The 17,153-nt window shown below is 72.7% G+C and carries 14 protein-coding genes and 1 pseudogene; 7 read left to right on the top strand and 8 right to left on the bottom strand.

The genetic code is table 11. The annotated features are described in order from the left end of the window. Nucleotides 1-22 precede the first annotated feature (22 nt). Nucleotides 23-3,214 carry a UvrD-helicase domain-containing protein gene (locus ACWD5O_RS03290; protein WP_450084467.1) on the top strand — a complete coding sequence of 1,064 codons (3,192 nt, stop codon included), beginning with the start codon at nt 23-25 and terminating at the stop codon, nt 3,212-3,214. A gap of 88 nt (nt 3,215-3,302) precedes the next feature. Here ACWD5O_RS03290 and ACWD5O_RS03285 read toward each other — a convergent pair whose 3' ends face one another. Both ACWD5O_RS03285 and ACWD5O_RS03280 read right to left on the bottom strand, forming a co-directional pair. Next, entirely contained in the window at nt 3,303-3,950 is a 648-nt protein-coding gene (locus tag ACWD5O_RS03285) for a prepilin peptidase (protein WP_450084466.1), read from the bottom strand. A 10-nt stretch (nt 3,951-3,960) separates the two neighbouring features. Continuing rightward, nucleotides 3,961-4,965 carry an EamA family transporter gene (locus ACWD5O_RS03280; RefSeq protein WP_450084465.1) on the bottom strand — a complete coding sequence of 335 codons (1,005 nt, stop codon included), beginning with the start codon at nt 4,963-4,965 and terminating at the stop codon, nt 3,961-3,963. A 384-nt stretch (nt 4,966-5,349) separates the two neighbouring features. On the opposite strand from ACWD5O_RS03280, the pseudogene ACWD5O_RS03275 reads away from it, so the two are divergent. From ACWD5O_RS03275 to ACWD5O_RS03265, 3 genes and pseudogenes are all read left to right on the top strand, one after another. Continuing rightward, nucleotides 5,350-5,856 (top strand): annotated as a pseudogene (locus tag ACWD5O_RS03275) (LppU/SCO3897 family protein); the annotation flags it as partial. Nucleotides 5,857-6,214: 358 nt separating this feature from the next. Further along, nucleotides 6,215-6,622 (top strand): LppU/SCO3897 family protein, encoded by a 408-nt coding sequence (locus tag ACWD5O_RS03270; protein ID WP_387325177.1) that lies wholly within the window; start codon nt 6,215-6,217, stop codon nt 6,620-6,622. Between the two features lie 134 nt (nt 6,623-6,756). Next, on the top strand, nt 6,757-7,998 hold the full coding sequence (locus tag ACWD5O_RS03265; RefSeq protein ID WP_387324970.1) for an AAA family ATPase: 1,242 nt from the start codon (nt 6,757-6,759) through the stop codon (nt 7,996-7,998). 26 nt (nt 7,999-8,024) lie between these two features. On the opposite strand, the gene ACWD5O_RS03260 is transcribed toward ACWD5O_RS03265, so the two are convergent. Further along, nucleotides 8,025-8,573 carry a GNAT family N-acetyltransferase gene (locus tag ACWD5O_RS03260; RefSeq protein ID WP_450084464.1) on the bottom strand — a complete coding sequence of 183 codons (549 nt, stop codon included), beginning with the start codon at nt 8,571-8,573 and terminating at the stop codon, nt 8,025-8,027. 134 nt (nt 8,574-8,707) lie between these two features. Here ACWD5O_RS03260 and ACWD5O_RS03255 point away from each other — a divergent pair, with 134 nt between their 5' ends. Next, nucleotides 8,708-9,253, top strand: coding sequence for a DoxX family protein (locus ACWD5O_RS03255; RefSeq protein WP_387324967.1), 546 nt, complete (start codon nt 8,708-8,710; stop codon nt 9,251-9,253). A 214-nt stretch (nt 9,254-9,467) separates the two neighbouring features. After that, the gene (locus ACWD5O_RS03250) at nt 9,468-10,913 is read left to right on the top strand and encodes a glycosyltransferase 87 family protein (RefSeq protein WP_354967133.1); all 1,446 of its coding nucleotides are present in this window, start codon (nt 9,468-9,470) and stop codon (nt 10,911-10,913) included. A gap of 4 nt (nt 10,914-10,917) precedes the next feature. On the opposite strand, the gene ACWD5O_RS03245 is transcribed toward ACWD5O_RS03250, so the two are convergent. From ACWD5O_RS03245 to ACWD5O_RS03225, 5 genes are all read right to left on the bottom strand, one after another. Beyond that, complete coding sequence (locus ACWD5O_RS03245) at nt 10,918-11,346, bottom strand: molybdenum cofactor biosynthesis protein MoaE (RefSeq protein ID WP_089018440.1); 429 nt, start codon at nt 11,344-11,346, stop codon at nt 10,918-10,920. Next, a complete protein-coding gene (locus ACWD5O_RS03240; protein ID WP_450084463.1) occupies nt 11,343-12,602 on the bottom strand; it encodes a molybdopterin molybdotransferase MoeA in 1,260 nt (419 codons plus the stop codon). Before ACWD5O_RS03240 ends, ACWD5O_RS03245 begins: the two co-directional genes overlap by 4 nt. Nucleotides 12,603-12,655: 53 nt before the next feature. Then, complete coding sequence (locus ACWD5O_RS03235; protein ID WP_450084462.1) at nt 12,656-13,126, bottom strand: MogA/MoaB family molybdenum cofactor biosynthesis protein; 471 nt, start codon at nt 13,124-13,126, stop codon at nt 12,656-12,658. Next, complete coding sequence (gene moaC / locus ACWD5O_RS03230; protein ID WP_089018438.1) at nt 13,123-13,614, bottom strand: cyclic pyranopterin monophosphate synthase MoaC; 492 nt, start codon at nt 13,612-13,614, stop codon at nt 13,123-13,125. The genes ACWD5O_RS03235 and moaC overlap by 4 nt, the downstream gene beginning before the upstream one ends. Nucleotides 13,615-13,727: 113 nt before the next feature. After that, the gene (locus ACWD5O_RS03225) at nt 13,728-14,132 is read right to left on the bottom strand and encodes a hypothetical protein (protein ID WP_450084461.1); all 405 of its coding nucleotides are present in this window, start codon (nt 14,130-14,132) and stop codon (nt 13,728-13,730) included. A gap of 465 nt (nt 14,133-14,597) precedes the next feature. On the opposite strand from ACWD5O_RS03225, the gene ACWD5O_RS03220 reads away from it, so the two are divergent. After that, nucleotides 14,598-17,129 carry a putative bifunctional diguanylate cyclase/phosphodiesterase gene (locus ACWD5O_RS03220; RefSeq protein WP_450084460.1) on the top strand — a complete coding sequence of 844 codons (2,532 nt, stop codon included), beginning with the start codon at nt 14,598-14,600 and terminating at the stop codon, nt 17,127-17,129. The last annotated feature ends 24 nt before the right edge of the window (nt 17,130-17,153 follow it).

The following is a 17,153-nucleotide window of genomic DNA, read 5'->3' as shown; positions in this document are numbered from 1 at the left end:
GGCGGGCGTGACAGGATGCGGCGTGCCCCCGTTCAGCGCCGTACCCCCCGGTGGCCTCCCGCCATTCGTCGCGGACCTGCACATCCACTCGAAGTACTCGCGCGCGTGCAGCCGTGACCTCACCACGCCGAACCTCGCGTGGTGGGCCCGGCGTAAGGGCATCGCCCTGCTCGGCACCGGCGACTTCACCCACCCCGCCTGGTACGACCATCTCCGGGAGACGCTGCGCCCGGCCGAACCGGGGCTGTACCGGCTCGACCCGGAGGCGGAGCGGGACGTCGCCCGCCGGCTGCCGCCTCGACTCGCCGGCACGGCGGAGGCAGACCCGGTCCGGTTCATGCTGAGCGTGGAGATCTCCACGATCTACAAGCGGGACGACCGGACCCGCAAGGTGCACCACCTGATCTACCTGCCCGACCTGGACGCGGTGGCCCGGTTCAACGCCGCGCTCGGCCGGATCGGCAACCTCGGCTCCGACGGCCGGCCGATCCTCGGGCTGGACTCCCGCGACCTGCTGGAGATCACCCTGGAGGCGAGCCCGGACGGGTATCTGGTTCCGGCGCACATCTGGACGCCGTGGTTTTCGGCGCTGGGCTCGAAGTCCGGCTTCGACGCGATCGCCGACTGCTACGCCGACCTGGCCGAGCACATCTTCGCCGTGGAGACCGGCCTCTCCTCCGACCCGGCGATGAACTGGCGGGTCGGCAGCCTGGACGGCTACCAGTTGGTGTCCAACTCGGACGCGCACTCCCCGCCGGCGCTGGGCCGGGAGGCGACCGTGCTGACCGCCGAGCGGAACTACTTCGCCGTCCGGGAGGCGCTGCGGACCGGTGATGGCCTGGCCGGCACCGTCGAGTTCTTCCCCGAGGAGGGCAAGTACCACGCGGACGGGCACCGGCTGTGCGGGATCAACTGGACGCCGGAGCGCACCCGCGCCGCGGACGGGCGCTGCCCCGAGTGCGGCAAGCCGCTCACCGTGGGCGTGCTCAGCCGGATCGAGGAGCTGGCGGACCGCCCGGAGGGGCACCGGCCGGCGCACGCCCGGGAGGTCACCCACCTGGTGCCGCTGGCCGAGATCCTCGGCGAGATCAACAGGGTGGGTGCCCGGTCGAAGAAGGTCGAGGGGCGACTCAACGAGCTGCTCGCCGCGCTCGGCCCCGAGCTGGAGATCCTGACCACGACGCCGCTGACCGACATCGCCCGGGCGGGCGGTGAGCTGCTCGCCGAGGGCATCGGACGGTTGCGGCGCGGCGACGTACGCCGGGTGCCGGGCTACGACGGCGAGTACGGAGTGATCACCCTCTTCGACCCGGTGGAGCTGGGCGTCAACGCCGGTGCGGCGCAGGAGACGCTGTTCGAGGTACCGGTGCCGGCGCAGCGGAAGCGCGCGGAGCCGGCAGCTCAGGCGGCGGCCAAGCGCCCCGCGGCGGCGAAGGCGGAGCCGAAGCGCAAGACCGCTCCGCCGCCGGCCCCCCCGATCGCATCGCCGCCGTCGCCGCACGAGCCGTTCGAGCCGATGCTCGCGGGCATGGAGGAGGTCGGCACCGGCCTGCTGGACCGGCTGGACGCGATGCAACGGGTGGCCGCGTCCGCGCCCGGCGGGCCGCTGCTGATCGTGGCCGGCCCGGGCACCGGCAAGACCCGGACGCTGACGCACCGGATCGCGTACCTCTGCGCGGAGCTGAACATCTTTCCCGAGCACTGTCTGGCCATCACCTTCACCCGCCGGGCCGCCGAGGAGCTGCGGCACCGCCTCGACGGGCTGCTCGGCCCGGTCGCCGAGGACGTCACCGTGGGCACCTTCCACGCGTTGGGGCTGACCATCCTGCGGGAGAACGCCGACGCGGCGGGCCTGCCGGTGGACTTCCGGATCGCCGACGACGCCGAGCGGGCGGCGGCCCGGTCGGAGGCCGGCGACGACCAGGCCGGCTACACCGCGCTGCTGCGCAAGCAGGATCTGGTCGACCTGGACGAGCTGGTGAGCCTGCCGGTGGAGCTGCTGCGGGCCGACCGGAAGCTGGTCGGACGCTACCGGGACCGCTGGCGGTGGATCTTCGTCGACGAGTACCAGGACGTCGACGCGGTGCAGTACGAGCTGCTGCGGTTGCTCAGCCCGGCCGACGGCAACCTGTGCGCGATCGGCGACCCGGACCAGGCGATCTACTCGTTCCGGGGTGCCGACGTCGGCTACTTCCTGCGCTTCTCCCAGGACTTCACCGACGCCCGGCTGGTCCGGCTCAACCGCAACTACCGCTCCTCGGCTCCCATCCTCGCCGCCGCCGTGCAGGCCATCGCGCCGTCCTCGCTGGTCCGGGGCCGACGGCTGGACCCGGCCCGGCTCGATCCGGAGGCACCGCTGGTCGGCCGCTACCCCGCGGCCTCCGTCGCCGAGGAGGCCGACTTCGTGGTCCGTACCGTGGACGAGCTGGTCGGCGGGCTGTCCCACCGGTCGCTGGACTCCGGTCGGATCGACGGGCGGTCCACCTCGCTGTCGTTCTCCGACATCGCCGTGCTGTACCGCACCGACGCGCAGGCCGCGCCGATCGTGGACGCCCTGACCCGGGCCAACATTCCGGTGCAGAAACGCTCACACGACCGGCTGCGGGACCGACCTGGGGTGGCCGCCATCGCCCGCGAGCTGCGACACGCCGACGGGTTGGCCGGCTCGCTGGCCGCCCGGGTGCGACTGGCCGGCCAGGTGGTCGCGGAGCGCTTCGCCGTGCCCACCCTGGACGGTGCCGGCGTGGGCCGTCCCGAGGACGTCCGCTCGGCGGTGGATCTGCTGACCCCGCTGGCCCGACGCTGCGGTGACGACCTGGAGACGTTCCTGTCGCAGCTGGCCACTGGAGCCGAGGTGGACGCGCTCGACCCGCGGGCGGAGGCGGTCACCCTGCTGACGCTGCACGCCGCGAAGGGCCTCGAGTTCCCGGTGGTCTTCCTGGTCGGCGCCGAGGACGGGCTGCTGCCGCTGCGGTGGCCGGGCTCGACACCCGATGAGGACGCGGTCGCCGAGGAGCGACGGCTCTTCTTCGTCGGCCTGACCCGCGCGCAGGACCGGCTGTACGTCACGCACGCCGCCCGCCGTACCCGTCACGGGGTCGAGCGCGACTGTGCGCCGTCGCCATTCCTCGGCTCGATCGACCCGGGGCTGTTCGAGCGGTTCGGCGAGGCCGAGCCGCGCCGGCCGAAGGACCGCCAGCTCCGCCTCATCTGAGACCCCTGCCGTGACGGCGATGCGCGGCAACGGACGTCCCGCGACGATGCGCCCGGCGCGTCGGTCCGGTGAGCGCTGTCGGGGCGGCTCAGGCGAGGACCACGGCGAGCCAGGTGCCCGCGAGCAGGGCCGGGCCGAGTGGCAGCAGGGTGTCCCGGCGCACCCGCCGCGCGGCGAGCAGGCCGAGCACCACGCCGCCGTGTAACAGGTGCGGCAGGAGCAACCCGGTCAGCAGGGCGTCCCGACCCAGCCAGCCGAGCGGCAGGCCGAGGACCGCGGCGAGCTTCACGTCCCCGAAACCCAGCCGCGAGTCGGGCAGCAGGGCCAGCAGCACGTGCGCCGTGCCGGCGACCGCCGCGCCGGCCAGCGCGCCGAGCAGCCGCATGGGGTCACCGGCGAGCAGTGCCGCACCGGACAGGCCACCCAGGGCGAGCAGCGCGATGGCCAGGACCAGCGGGTCGGGCAGCCGCAGGCAGGCCAGGTCGACCGCGGCCAGCACCAGCCCCACCGACGCCACCGCGAGGAAGACCGGCAGCGCCGGGTCGTCACGCAGTGCCACGGCGAGCCCGCCGAACACCACGCCCGCCACCGCCGGGCTCAGCCACGCCCACCGGCAGGGTCGGGACGTCGACGGGGAGTGCGCCGGCGACGTGGTGAATCGTCGGGCCAGCGGAGGAACGGCGAGGCCGACCAGCACGCCGAGCGACGCCACCGGCACCAGCACAGCGGCCCACATGCGCCGGAGGCTACCGCCGGTCGTCCTCGCCCGCGCTCCCCGATCGCGATTCCTTGCGGGGCCGGCGGGGACGTTCCGTGGTCACCACCAGGGCCACCCCGGCCACGATGACCGCTCCGCCGAGCAGCACCTGCGGGGTGACCGGCTCGGCCACCAGCAACGCGCCGAGCGCCACCGCGACCGCCGGGTTGACGTAGGCGTACGTCGAGACCAGCGAGATCGGCGCGTTGTGCAGCAGCCAGACGTACGCGGTGAAGGCCACCAGCGAGCCGGCCACCATGAGGTAGCCCAACGCCAGCCAGGACCGGGTGCTGACCTCGGCCGGGTGGAAGTCGCGCAGCTCGCCCCGCCCGGCGGCGACGACGGCCAGCACCAGCGCTCCGGCCATCATCTCGTACACCGTGGCGACGAACGGGTCAGCGGGCATCCGGATCCGCCCGGACAGGAACGATCCGACCGACCAGGAGGCGGCCCCCGCGACGATGGTCAACGCCCCGACCAGCGGCACGGCGTCCGCGCTGCCGGCGGGCAGCACCAGCAGGACCAGACCGACGAAGCCGAGGCTGACCCCGGCGAACGTCCAGACGGGAGGTCGGTCCCCGGTGGCGGAACGCAGCAGCACCACGAGCAACGGCACGGTCGCCACCAGCAGCGCGGCGATCCCGGACGGCACCGCCACTCCGGGCGGCCCGGACTCGGCGAGCACCACCAGGCCGTTGCCGCCGGCGAGCAGGAGCACCCCGACCAGGGCGGCGCCGCCGAGCTGTCGGCGCTCCACCCGCAGCGCGCCCGGCCCTCGGCGCAGGCGCAGCACCACCGCCAGCACCGCGCCGGCGACGGCGAACCGCAGGGCGGCCGACGTCAGCGGGGGCAGCGTCTCCACGGCGATGCGGATGCCCAGATAGGTGGAGCCCCAGAGCAGGTAGACCACGATCAACGCGGTCCAGATCAAGGTCGGCGCGGTGCCAGCGCGGCGGGTGGCCAGGGCCGCGGCACTCGGTGGAGGTGAGCTCATCGGTGGACCACGCTACGGTGACCACGGAGTCGGCGTCGCGCATTGGTGGCCGGCCTCTCACCACTTGTGCAGGAGGGCGGCATGACGAACTACGGACCACCGGGTGGTGGCGTCCCGGGACCGTGGCGTGGGCAACGACCCGACGAGACGCCCGGACGGCCGCCCCAGCAGTCCTACCCGCCCTCGCACGAGCCCTACCCGCCGGTGGTGCAGTCGTACCCGCCGGCGCCCCAGGGGCGACCTGGGCCCTACGGCGACACACCCTACGGCGGCGGGGTCGCCGCGCCCTACGGCGGCGGACCCGAGCCGCGCTACGGCGATTCGGAGGGCGCCTATCGTGGCGGGTCGTACAGCCCGGCCCCGGCGTACGGCGGCGGGGAGTCGTACCGGCCCGACGACGGTCCGTACGGCGGAGACCCCGCGCCGGCTCCGGGTGGGCGTGGTCGAGGTCCGCTGATCGCGGTGCTGGCCGTCGTGCTGCTGCTGGTGGTGGCCGGTGGCGGGGCGTTCTGGTTCCTCAGCCATCCGAGCGATCCCGCCCCCGCGACCGCTCCGACCGGCTCGGCCGTCGCCGAGGATCCCAGCGCGGACGCCGTCGACCCGGCCGGGCCGGCACCGAGCGCCGCAGCGCCCGAGTCGTCGGCCGACCCGCGGTTCGTGAAGGTGGGCCAGTGCGTCCGCAACGACGGCGCGGCCGGCGGCAAGCCCAAGCTGCTGATCAGCGGCTGCGCCCCGAAGTCGTACGAGGTGCTGCGCCGGATCGACGGCGCGACCAGCGGTGAGCGGGACGCCGAAGCCAAGTGCGCCAAGGTCGAGGGCTACACCAACTGGTACTTCTTCGACAGCGAGCTGGACACCCTCGACTTCGTCCTCTGCCTGAAGCAGCGCTGAGGCCACCCACCCTGGGGATGACATGACAACCTACGGACCATCGGGTGCCGGGCAGCCGGACGACCCGTACCAGCGCCCGGCGGCCGGCGCCGACGGCCCGCCACCGGACGACCCGACCCGGCAGCAGTGGGGCCCACCGCCGGAGCCGCCCACCGCGCCCATGTGGGCTCCGCCGCCGACCTCGGGCCCGGGCTACCCGCCGCCCACCCCCGGGGCGGGCTACCCGCCGCCGCCCGGTCCGTTCCCGCCGGCCGGTCCACCGCCCGGGCAGCCTGGCGGGCCGTGGGGCCCGCCGGTGCCGGGCGGGTACGGGATGCCGCCCGCCCCACCGGCGAACAGGACCGGCCGGAAGGTCGCCCTGATCATCGCGCTGGTGGTGCTGCTCCTGCTCTGCCCGTGCCTCGGCCTGGCGGGTTGGGCGGTCTGGAGTGCCGTGGACGACGACAGCAACGCCGCGTCCGCGCCGTCGGTGAGCGCGCCGGTCGTTCCGCCCGTCCTGCCCAGCGACGCGCCGACCTCGGCCGCGCCCAGCCCGAGCGAGGACGAGTTCGCCAAGGGTGACTGCGTGGTCAACGACGGCACCGAGGACGACGCGGAGCTGCGCAAGGTGCCGTGCGGCCCCAACACCTACCAGGTGCTGCTGCGGATTCCGGCGACGAGCGACGGGGACCGGTGCGAGACGCTCGCGCCGCAGGCCACCGCGAACTACGTGCACGACAACTCGATCGACCTGTTCGACTACGTGCTCTGCCTGAAGAAGCGGTAGCCGGTAGCCAAAACTAGGGCTATCTAGCGTGGACGCTAGACAGCCCTAGTTTGTTGTCGACGGCCCCGACACGCCGGTAGCCCCATCTATCCATGTCTAGCCCCTCAGCTAGAGGGCCCGATACTGTGCGATGCGTGGATCCGGTCCGCAACCCGTACGCACCGGGCGCCGGTCAGCGCCCGCCCGAACTCGCCGGGCGGGGGCGGGAGCTGGACGTCTTCGACATCGTGCTGGAGCGCATCGCCCGAGGTCGCCCCGAACGCAGCCTGATGCTCACCGGGCTGCGCGGTGTCGGCAAGACCGTCCTGCTCAACACCCTCCGATCGCAGGCGATCAACCGGCTCTGGGGCAGCGGCAAGATCGAGGCACGGCCGGATCAGTCCCTGCGCCGCCCGGTCGCCGCCGCGCTGCACATGGCGGTCCGGGAGCTCGCGCCCCGGCACCGCGCGCCCGACCGGATCGACGCCTTCCTCGGAGTCCTCAAGGCGTTCGCCCAACGGTCCGCCCCGACCGGCCGGGGTGGGGCCGCCCCGAAGCTGCGCGACCGGTGGCAGCCCGGGATCGACGTGCCGGCGGCGAGTGGTCGGGCCGACTCCGGTGACATCGAGATCGACCTGGTCGAGTTGCTCACTGACGCCGCCGCCGTGGCCAGCGACGTGGGCACCGGCATCGCCGTCTTCATCGACGAGATGCAGGACCTCGGCCCGGAGGACGTGTCAGCCCTCTGCGCCGCCTGCCACGAGCTGTCCCAGCTCGGCGCGCCGCTGATCGTCGTCGGCGCCGGCCTGCCGCACCTGCCGGCCGTGCTCAGCGCCGCGAAGTCGTACTCCGAGCGGCTGTTCCGTTACCAGCGCATCGACCGGCTCGACCGGATCGCCGCCGACCAGGCGCTGTGCGCGCCGGCCGAGCGCGAGGAGGTGGAGTACGAGCAGAAGGCGCTCGACCTTCTCTACGAGAAGTCCGGCGGCTACCCCTACTTCGTCCAGGCGTACGGGAAGGCGACCTGGGACCATGCTCCGCGCTCGCCGATCACCGCCGCCGACGTCCGGGTCGCCGCGCCCGAGGCGGAGGCCGAGCTGGCGGTCGGCTTCTTCGGCTCCCGGTTCGAGCGGGCGACGCCCGCCGAGCGCGAGTACATGCGGGCGATGGCCACGCTGTCCCTGGTGGAGGTCGAGTCCGGAGGTCCGGTCCGTGACGACATGGACGCCGCGGTGCCAACCGCGGAGATCGCCCGGGCCCTCGGCCGCAAGCCGGCCAGCCTCTCCCCGGCGCGCGACGCGCTCATCAAGAAGGGGCTGATCTACTCCGGTGAGCGGGGCACGGTGGCCTTCACCGTTCCGCACTTCGGCCGGTACCTGCGCACCCAGCCAGCCTGACGGGCACCCGCGTTGGCCCGACCGGGTCAGACCCGGGACCAGGGCACCGGAAACAGTACCTCGCCGGCGGGCGGCGGCCCTTCCTCGCTGGTGGACGGCGGCAGCACCAACGCCTGCCACGGCTCCCCGAGACCGGCCCACGGGCTGGTCAGGCCCAGCTCGCCGGCCGGGCCGAAGCCGAACCGGCGGTAGAAGGCGGGATCGCCCAGGACCACGACCAGCCGCTCGCCCAGCTCGGTGGCGGCGTCCAGAGCGGCCTGCACCACCGCCGTGCCGTGCCCCAGCCGCTGCCGGTGCGGAGCGACCGCCACCGGGCCGAACGCGAGGGCGGACGCGTCGCTGCCCTGCTCCGGTCGTACCCGCACCCGGGTGAGCAGCGCGTATCCGACCACCTCGCCGCCGTACTCGGCGACCATGGCCAGCTCCGGCAACCAGGCGTCGGTGCCGCGCAGGTCCTCGACCAGGCCCACCTCCGGCGGTGTCGCCACGTCGGGCCGGGCGAACGCGCCAGCCAGCACCCGACGCACCGGGCCGGTGTCGGCCGGGTCCTCGGGTCGTAGCCGCAGCGTGGTCACCCGCGCGACGTTACCCGTGACGGCCGTTCCATCAGCGATGGTCGCTCGAATCGGCGTGGCGGATGTGTACGGCCACCGATTCGGATCCGGCGGTTGCCGGGGTAGCAAACGCCGTGACGGGGTATGACTGATCCATGAAGCCCGTACGCTCCCTTGCCCGCGCCATGCTGAGCGGCATCTTCGTGGTCAGCGGGTACCGCAACTTCCGCAACCCGGACCGGCTGGCGGTGGCGGCCAAGCCGGTGACCGACAAGGTCGCGCCGATGCTGAAGAAGGCACACCCGAACTTCCCCACCGACACCAAGACGCTGATCCGGCTCAACGCCGCGGCGCAGGTCGGCGCCGGGCTGATGCTGGCCACCGGTCGGTTCAGCCGACCCGCCGCGCTGGTCCTCGCCGGCACGCTGGTGCCGGTCACCATCGCCGGGCATCCCTTCTGGAACAACGACGACCCGGTGGCCCGGAACAACAACCAGGTTCACGCTCTGAAGAACCTGGGCCTCTTCGGCGGCCTGCTGCTCGCCGCGGCCGACACCGGGGGCAAGCCGGGTCTACGGTGGCGGACCGGTCATCGCATCGGCCACTCTCGACGTTCGATGCAGCGCGCGGTCCGCACCGCCCGACGGGAGGCCCGGATCGCCGTCCGGTCCGCCTCCACCGCGCGTCGGCTTCCGGGCTGACCTGCCTCGATCCGTTCCTTCGTCACCCCCACCCCCGCTAAGCCGACGAATTACCTGAACCGCCCGGTAGGCGTTAACGCGGTGGAAATGTCAAAAACATGTGTGGGATCGGACACGGTCGCATAACGCGGGAGGCACTGACGTGAGGCGCCGTTCTAGGCTCCGTGCAGGACCTGGACGGGTAGGACGATCTTGGTACGGGGGTGGCCACGCCATGCCGACGACTGTCGGTAGACGGGCGGACCGCCTCGCCCAAATCCAACGCGTGGCGCGCGGGATCGATCGCGCGAAAGTCGTACGGGGTGCCGTCGTGGTCGCCGTCGCCTACGCCGCATGGCTGGCCATCGGTGCGTTCGGGCGGCCGTACAACTTCTTCGACATGAAGATCTACCACGGCGCGGTGGTGTGGTGGGCGAGCGGTCATGAGCTCTACGAGTTCATCGCGCCGGGCACAACTCTCGGCTTCACCTACCCGCCGTTCGCCGGGCTGGCCATGCTGCCGATGGCGCAGTTGCCGATCGGCGCCGCCGGGATGGTCAACGCTCTGGCCAGCATCGCCGCGCTGGCGCTGGTGCTGGCGGGGCTGCTCCGCCCCATCGTGGACCGGCTGGCCTGGCCGCTGTGGTTCACCGTGGCCGTGGCGGTGCCGCTCGCGGTGGCGATCGAGCCGGGCCGGGAGACCCTCGGCTACGGCCAGGTCAACATCCTGCTGTTCGCGCTGATCATGGCTGACCTGATCGGGCTGCGGTGGCGCTCCCGCCGGGGCACCCACTACGCGGCGACCGACGGCCCCCTGCTGCGCTTCGTCTACGGCGGCGCCTGGGCCGGCGCGGGCATCGGCCTGGCCACCGCGGTCAAGCTCACCCCTGCGCTGTTCATCGCCTACCTGCTGATCACCCGCCAGTGGCGGGTGGCGGCCACCGCGATCGGCACCACGATCGGCGTGACGGTGGGGTCCTTCGCGATCGTCGGCGACGAGTCGCGGGCCTACTTCGGCAGCGTCCTCTGGCAGACCGAGCGGGTCGGTGCGGCGGACATGACGCCCAACCAGTCGCTCGCCGGTCTGCTGGCCCGGCTGTACGACTCGATCGAGACCCCCGGTCTGCTCTGGTTCTCCTTCTCGGTGCTGATCCTGGCGCTGGGCCTGTCCCGGGCGGCCAGTTCCCGCGCCGACGGTGACGAGCTGACCGCGTTCACGCTGGTCGGTCTGACCGCCAACGTGATCAGTCCGATCTCCTGGACGCACCACCTGGTCTGGGTGATCCCGGCGATCATCGTGCTGGCCGACGCGGCGGTGCGCCGTCGGGAGGCGAGCCGGGGGTTGACCCAGCGCAGTGGTCAGGGCCTGGCGTTCGGCGGCCTGCCCGGGGTCAACGGGCTCCGCCCGCCGATCTGGTACCCGACGTTGACCGGGCTCCGGCACGGCGTCGCCGCGATCGGGCTCTACCTGCTCTTCCTGATCTCCCCGATCTGGCCGTACGAGCACCAGCTGCCCGAGATGTCGCACTATCAGGACGGTCTCTTCGGCGCCCTGATGGAGAACTCGCTCGCACTCGCGCTGATCGTGCTGGTCGCCGCGCTGCCCTGGCGCCCGGGCGCCGAGCCGGCGTTCTACGGCGATCGGCTGGCGCGTGCCGTGCTGGTCAACGGCCGACGTTGAGCGGTCAGGGGCAGTTGACCCATTCCTCGGTGCCGTCGCCGAAGACCTGCCGTTTCCAGATCGGCAGCCGCGCCTTGGCCTCGTCCACCAGACGGGCGCAGGCCTCGAATGCCGCCGCACGGTGGGCGGTGCTCACGGCGGCGACCAGCGCCACGTCACCGATCGCCAGCGGACCGACCCGGTGCGAGACCGCCACCGCGTAGACGTCGGGCTCGGCCGCGATCTCGGCGGCCACCTCGCGTAGCACCTGCTCGGCACTCGGGTGCCCCTCGTACTCCAGGCTCACCACGGCGCGCCCGTGGTCGTGGTCGCGGACCACACCCTGGAAGGAGACCACCGCGCCGGCCCGCCGGTCGGCAACCGCCGCCTCGTGCGCGGCCAGATCCAGCGGCTGGTCGGTGACCTGACCGAAGGTGAGCGCCGGCGCCGTCACGACGCACGCTCCCCGGTCAGCAGCGGCAGTGGCACGATCGGCACCCGTTCACCGGGATCGCCGTTGGTGCCCGGCCGAATGACCGCGAACCCGTCCGCACCGGCCAGCCCACGCAGCATCGCCGAGCCGACATGCCGCACCGGGAACGCGGTGCCGGCGGCCCGGTCCAGCCGGACCAGCGCCAGGTGGGTGTGGTCGCCACGACCGGGCACCGCCTCGGCCAAGGTGGCCTGCGGCAGAACCGGCATCGGACGACTCTGGAGGCCGGCGAGCAGCGGGGCGACCAGCGACACCAGCGCGACGATGGCGGACTGCGGGTTGCCAGGCAGCCCGGCGACGAACCGGACCCGCCCGTCGGCGCCGGCCACCCGGGCCAGCAGCATCGGGAAGCCGGGCCGGACCGCCACCGTGTTGACCACGTAGTCGGCGCCGAGCGCCTCGAGCGCCGGGTGCAGGTGGTCGACCGGGCCGTGCATCGTGCCGCCCGTCGTGCAGACCAGGTCGGCGTTGGCCAGCGCCGCGCGCAGGGCAGCCACGTGCGCGGGCAGCGTGTCGGCCACGGGGCCGACCACGTCGGATGGACGGATCTGGCAGCCGTACCGGCGCAGCCACGCGGGCACCGCCGGCCCCAGCGCGTCCCGGACCCGGCCGGCCGCGGGCGGACCCGCGGTGAGCAGTTCGTCGCCGAAGACCAGGAGCGCGGCGCGCGGCGCCCGCCGGACCCGCAGGGTGTCGTGCCCGCAGGACGCCGCCAGGCCGATCACCGCCGGGTCGACCGGCGTGCCGACCGGGAGCAGCTCCTCGTCGGCGTACGCCTCCTCGCCCGGTTGCCGCCACTCCGGTGTCTGGCGGGGCGTGCCGCTGACCAGGCCGTCGGTGGTGGTGGACTCCTCGACCCGCAGCACGGCGGTCGCGCCTTCGGGCACCATGGCGCCGGTCGCGATCTCGACGGTCGTGCCGTCCTCGCTGAGTGGCGCGGGGGTGTTGCCGGCCAGCACCCGGCCGACGACGCGCCACGGGCCGGCGCCGCGCACCGCCCAGCCGTCCACGCTGGAGGTGGGGAAGGCGGGAAGGTCGGTGCGGGCGGTCAACGGCTCGGCCAGGGTCAGCCCGTCAGTGTCGATCAGCGGCCGGGAGAGGGTGGGAAGCGCGGCGGCCAGGCCGACCGCGTAGACGCGGGAGCGCGCCTCCTCCCACCCGGCCGGCGGGGGCGCGGCGACCCGGTCGTCCGCGGTTGGTGCGGTTTCCGTGCTCACCCGCCGAGCCTATCGGGGCGGACCGACACCCGCCGGGCCTGGGCGCGGACCGGTCAGTGGTCTCCGCCGCGCAGTTGGTCGACGGTGTGCGCGAGGATCGGCCCGAGCACGGCCAGCCCGTCCCGGGCGCCGCCGGTCGAGCCGGGCAGGTTGACCACCAGCATCCGACCGGTCACCCCGGCCAGGCCTCGGGACAGCACCGACGTGGGCACCCGGTCGCGACTGTGCGCGCGGATCGCCTCGGCGATGCCGGGGATCTCGTAATCCAGCAGACCCCGGGTCACGTCCGGCGTCCGGTCCGTCGGGGTGACCCCGGTGCCCCCGCTGGTCAACACCACGTCGATGCCGTCGGCGAGGGCGTCTCGCAGGGCCGCGCCGACCGGCTCGCCGTCGGGCACCACCACCGGATCGTCGACCTCGCAGCCCAGGTCGCGCAGGCCGGCGGCGAGCAGGGGACCGCTGGTGTCGGCGTAGACGCCGGCCGCGGCCCGGTTCGACGCGACGATCACCCGGGCCCGGATCACGGCCGGTCCTCCGGTCGGACCCACTCGCCGGTCTTGCCGCCCTCCTTGCGAAGCACCCGGACCGCCTCCACCGAGGCCGCCGGGTCAACGGCCTTGACCATGTCGACCAGGGCGAGACCGGCGACGGCGACGGCGGTGAGTGCCTCCATCTCGACCCCCGTCCGGTCCGCGGTGCGGGCGGTGGCGGTGATCTCGACGGTGTCGACCGTGAGCCGCAGGTCGACGGTGACGCCGTGCAGGGCGATCGGGTGGCAGAGCGGGATCAGCTCCGGGGTGCGCTTGGCGCCCATGATCCCGGCCAGCCGACCGACCGCCAGCGCGTCACCCTTGGGCAGGCCGTCGCGGTGCAGCAGGTCGACGACCTCGGGTGTGGTCCGAAGGCGGCCCGCGGCGACGGCCAGCCGGCCGGTCACCGGCTTGGCGGAGACGTCGACCATGCGGGCCGCACCGGCGCGGTCGACGTGGCTGAGCTGCGCGGGTTCGGTCACGGCGGTGAGCCTATCGGTGCGGTGCGACCGGATGGCGTTCGGAAGGAGCGCCGCCCCGAGGTGCCGGCCGGGCGCGGGTGCCGTCCGTTGGGATGGTGGCGGCCTGCTCACCGTCACACATCCGGGTGCGGAAGGCTACCCAGCGGGTCAATGCGTGGCGATGTATGAAATGGTCGCCGGTCGACCACCGGGAACAGGTGGAGTCGGCGGCCCTTCAGATCCTCGTCGCGTAGCCCGGACCTGCAAGGTGAGACCGAATCGAGTTGCAATGGGTAACCATTCGCTGCCGGTTCGGCACCTTCCCGGAATCCAGCTTCGAACATACGTCGGAGAATCGCTGTCGACTGCGGACGTTGGGCGCAGCAGAACTGGCGGGCCGCGCACACCGTCTGTTGCTTCGGCGTTTCGAACTGCAACTTGAGTTCGGCAAGCCGCACGGCAGGGCGGCCAGGATCGGGATCGATGGTGTTCGGACGCTCACTGCGCGAGAATTGGTGATGTCCGGAATTTGAACCCATGCCCCCTTCACCGCAAACTGTGGACCGGCGGCACTAAGGCATGGGGCGCAGATTCATCCGACCGGATCTACCCTGAGACCGAACTCCGGATGAGGCTGGGGAGTCTGCTCGTCAGACTGAGGAGGAACCGTCGGGGCAGGCCCCGCGCACATCCTCCGACGGTGGTTGGCAACATGCGAGCTGCAGGCCGAACAAGTCGACCGCGCTCCGCTCACAGGCCATGGACACAACGTCACAAAACCCTCCAGCTTGGCTAATGTTGCGCATACCGACATTTATTACTGCTAACTGCATCGACTTCGCTTTAGGCTCTCGTCACGAAGTTCCCCGGGGGATACCGAACCCGGGCCGGATGGGTGGAGGGGAGCGTGCAATGCGCGGCAGCGACTGGCACTGACATCGGAGTGACACTCAGCGGTAAGCTCCCGTCGTCAACATGTAACTGTCGGCGACGACAGGAGCTTCATGAGTCGGGTCACCCCAGAGAACACCACCAGGACAGACCGACAACTGCTGTTGCTCGTCGGTCTCGTCGTCATACTGGCCATCGGCCCGACACTTCTTGCCGTCACGGACGTGCTGGCCCACCCGCCCGACGCGGTGGGCCACGGCGCGACCTTCGTCGCGCTGACGTTCATGACAGCCCTCGGGACGATCGTCAAGTCGCCGATCCGTATCCGCTCGACCACGCATGCCATCACCTGGATCGAGGCGGCAATCGTGATCGGGCTCGCGGTGGCCCCACCCGCCTGGGTGGTGTTGGCGACCGGCACCGGTGTCGGCATCGCATCGGCCGTCATGAAGCTCCCGCCGATCAAGACGGCGTTCGGCGTCAGCAAGAACATCCTGGTCGCCGGTGGAGCGAGCGCCGTCGCCCTGGCCGTCCACTGGCAGTGGCCACCGGTGGGCATGGCAGAGCTCGTCACTCTGCTGGGCGCGATCTACCTGGTCGCCGCTCTCCTGGACGACCTGCTGGCGATCCCGGTGATCGCGCTCGCGACCGGCACCCGGGTCTCCCGGCAATTCCTGAACAACCTTGACCTCCGGCTCGCCGGCTTCGGTGTGCGCTTCGTCGTAGCCCTCTGCACGCTGCTCATCCTCCAGGTCGACCCGCGATTGCTGCTCGCCGTCCCACCGCTCATGTTGAGCCTGCACCTGGCCTACTCCGCGCGTATCCGGGGTCGGACCGAGCAGCAGGCGTGGCAGCGGCTCGCCCGCACCACGGACGCGCTCAACGTGGTGGACCTGGACAACGTCCTCACCACCGCCGTCACCCAGGCCGCCGAGTTGTTCTCCGCCGACGAGGTCGAGATCGAGCTGCGCGACGGAGCCCGCACGGTGCGCGGCGGCACCAGCGGCATCACCTTCGACGGACTGGCCGGCACGCTCACCGACGTGGACGGCACGGTCGTCGCCACGCCGCTGGAGGGCCACGACCGGTCCGTCGATGTCGGCGCGCTGCGGCTGCGCTTCCGCGGCCCCGTGCAGCTCTCCGAACGGGAGCAGTACACCCTGCGTACCTTCGCCTCCGCGCTCTGCACGGCGGTACGCAACGCCCAGGCGTACGCCGAGCTGGCACGGGTGGCCGACGAGCACGCGTACGCCGCGGCGCACGACGCGCTGACCGGCCTGGCCAACCGTCGACACCTGCTCGACAAGGGCACCGAGCAGTTGAGCGGACGGCACGCGGACGGGGTGACCGCGTTGGTACTGATCGACCTCAATCACTTCAAGGAGGTCAACGACACGCTCGGGCACGCCGCCGGCGACCAGGTACTGGTGCAGGTGGCCGAACGTCTGCAGGGTGCCGCCCAGGCCAGTGACCTGGTGGCCCGCCTCGGCGGCGACGAGTTCGCCGTACTCCTGCGCGGGCTGCCGGCCCCGGCGGTCGCCGCGCACCGGGCGGAGACGCTGCTCGCCGCGTTGCACGAACCGTTCGAGCTGGACGGCATGCGGATCAGCGTCGAAGCCAGCGGCGGGATCTCCGTCGCCCCGGCCAGTGGCGGCATGGCGGAGCTGCTGCGCCGCGCCGACGTGGCGATGTACCAGGCGAAGCGGGCCGGTCAACGGATCTCCACGTACGCCCCGGCGCGGGACACCGCCGACCTCGGCCGGCTCACCCTCGGCGGTGACCTGCCACGTGCGGTCGCCGACCACGAGTTCGTCGTCAACTTCCAACCGATCGTCGACCTGGGCACCGGCGAGGTGACCAGCGCGGAGGCGCTGGCCCGCTGGCATCACCCCACCCACGGCATGATCGATCCGCTGCGTTTCCTGGAGGCGGTGGAGCGCTCCGGGCTGCTACCGGCGTTCGCCGAGGCGATCCTCGACCAGGCGTTGATCGCGGCGGCCGGCTGGCGCGACGCCGGCTTCGACGTGCCGGTCGCGGTCAACGTGTCCCCGCGCAGCCTGCTCGACGCGCGCTTCCCCGGCTCGGTGCTGGCCCGCCTGCGTGCCCACGACCTGCCGCCGGACCGGCTGGTGCTGGAGTTGACCGAGACGCTGACGCTCAGCCAGCTCGACGTGGTGGACCGGGTGCTGAGCCGGCTGCGCGACGAGGGCATCCGGCTGGCACTGGACGACTTCGGCACCGGCTACTCCTCGCTCTCACTGCTCTCCCGGATCCCCGTGCACGAGCTGAAGATCGATCGCAGCTTCGTGACGACGATGGAGAGTTCGGCGGAGGCCGCCGCCGTCATCCGTTCCACCCTCGACCTGGGCCGCAGCCTCGACCTTGACGTGGTGGCCGAGGGGGTGGAGAGCGAGCCGCAGCGACGGGCCCTCTGGGAGCTGGGTTGCACCGCCGGCCAGGGGCACCTGTTCGCCCGGCCGATGCCCGCCGGCACTCTCCTCGCGGCGTTGCAGCGCGGCTCGGGCGGCCGCCCGGGCGCCCTCGCAACGCCGCTGCACGACGCCGGCGCGGTGATCCGGCTGACCCAGAACCGCCGCCAGGGCGGGCGGTCCCGCCCGGACCGACTTCCCCACCTCCCCGCCTGAACGACGCGGAACATCGAGCTGGCC

This window comes from Micromonospora sp. NPDC005161 (genome assembly GCF_053599855.1).
This window is presented reverse-complemented; position numbering and strand designations above follow the sequence as displayed.

Bases quoted from the DNA above. Each gene is read 5' to 3' on its own strand.
- ACWD5O_RS03225 (WP_450084461.1), bottom strand. From the start codon at position 14,132: ATGGGTTCAAATTCCGGACATCACCAATTCTCGCGCAGTGAGCGTCCG.
- ACWD5O_RS03285 (WP_450084466.1), bottom strand. From the start codon at position 3,950: ATGTGGGCCGCTGTGCTGGTGCCGGTGGCGTCGCTCGGCGTGCTGGTC.
- ACWD5O_RS03220 (WP_450084460.1), top strand. From the start codon at position 14,598: ATGAGTCGGGTCACCCCAGAGAACACCACCAGGACAGACCGACAACTG.
- ACWD5O_RS03255 (WP_387324967.1), top strand. From the start codon at position 8,708: ATGAAGCCCGTACGCTCCCTTGCCCGCGCCATGCTGAGCGGCATCTTC.
- ACWD5O_RS03250 (WP_354967133.1), top strand. From the start codon at position 9,468: ATGCCGACGACTGTCGGTAGACGGGCGGACCGCCTCGCCCAAATCCAA.
- ACWD5O_RS03280 (WP_450084465.1), bottom strand. From the start codon at position 4,965: ATGAGCTCACCTCCACCGAGTGCCGCGGCCCTGGCCACCCGCCGCGCT.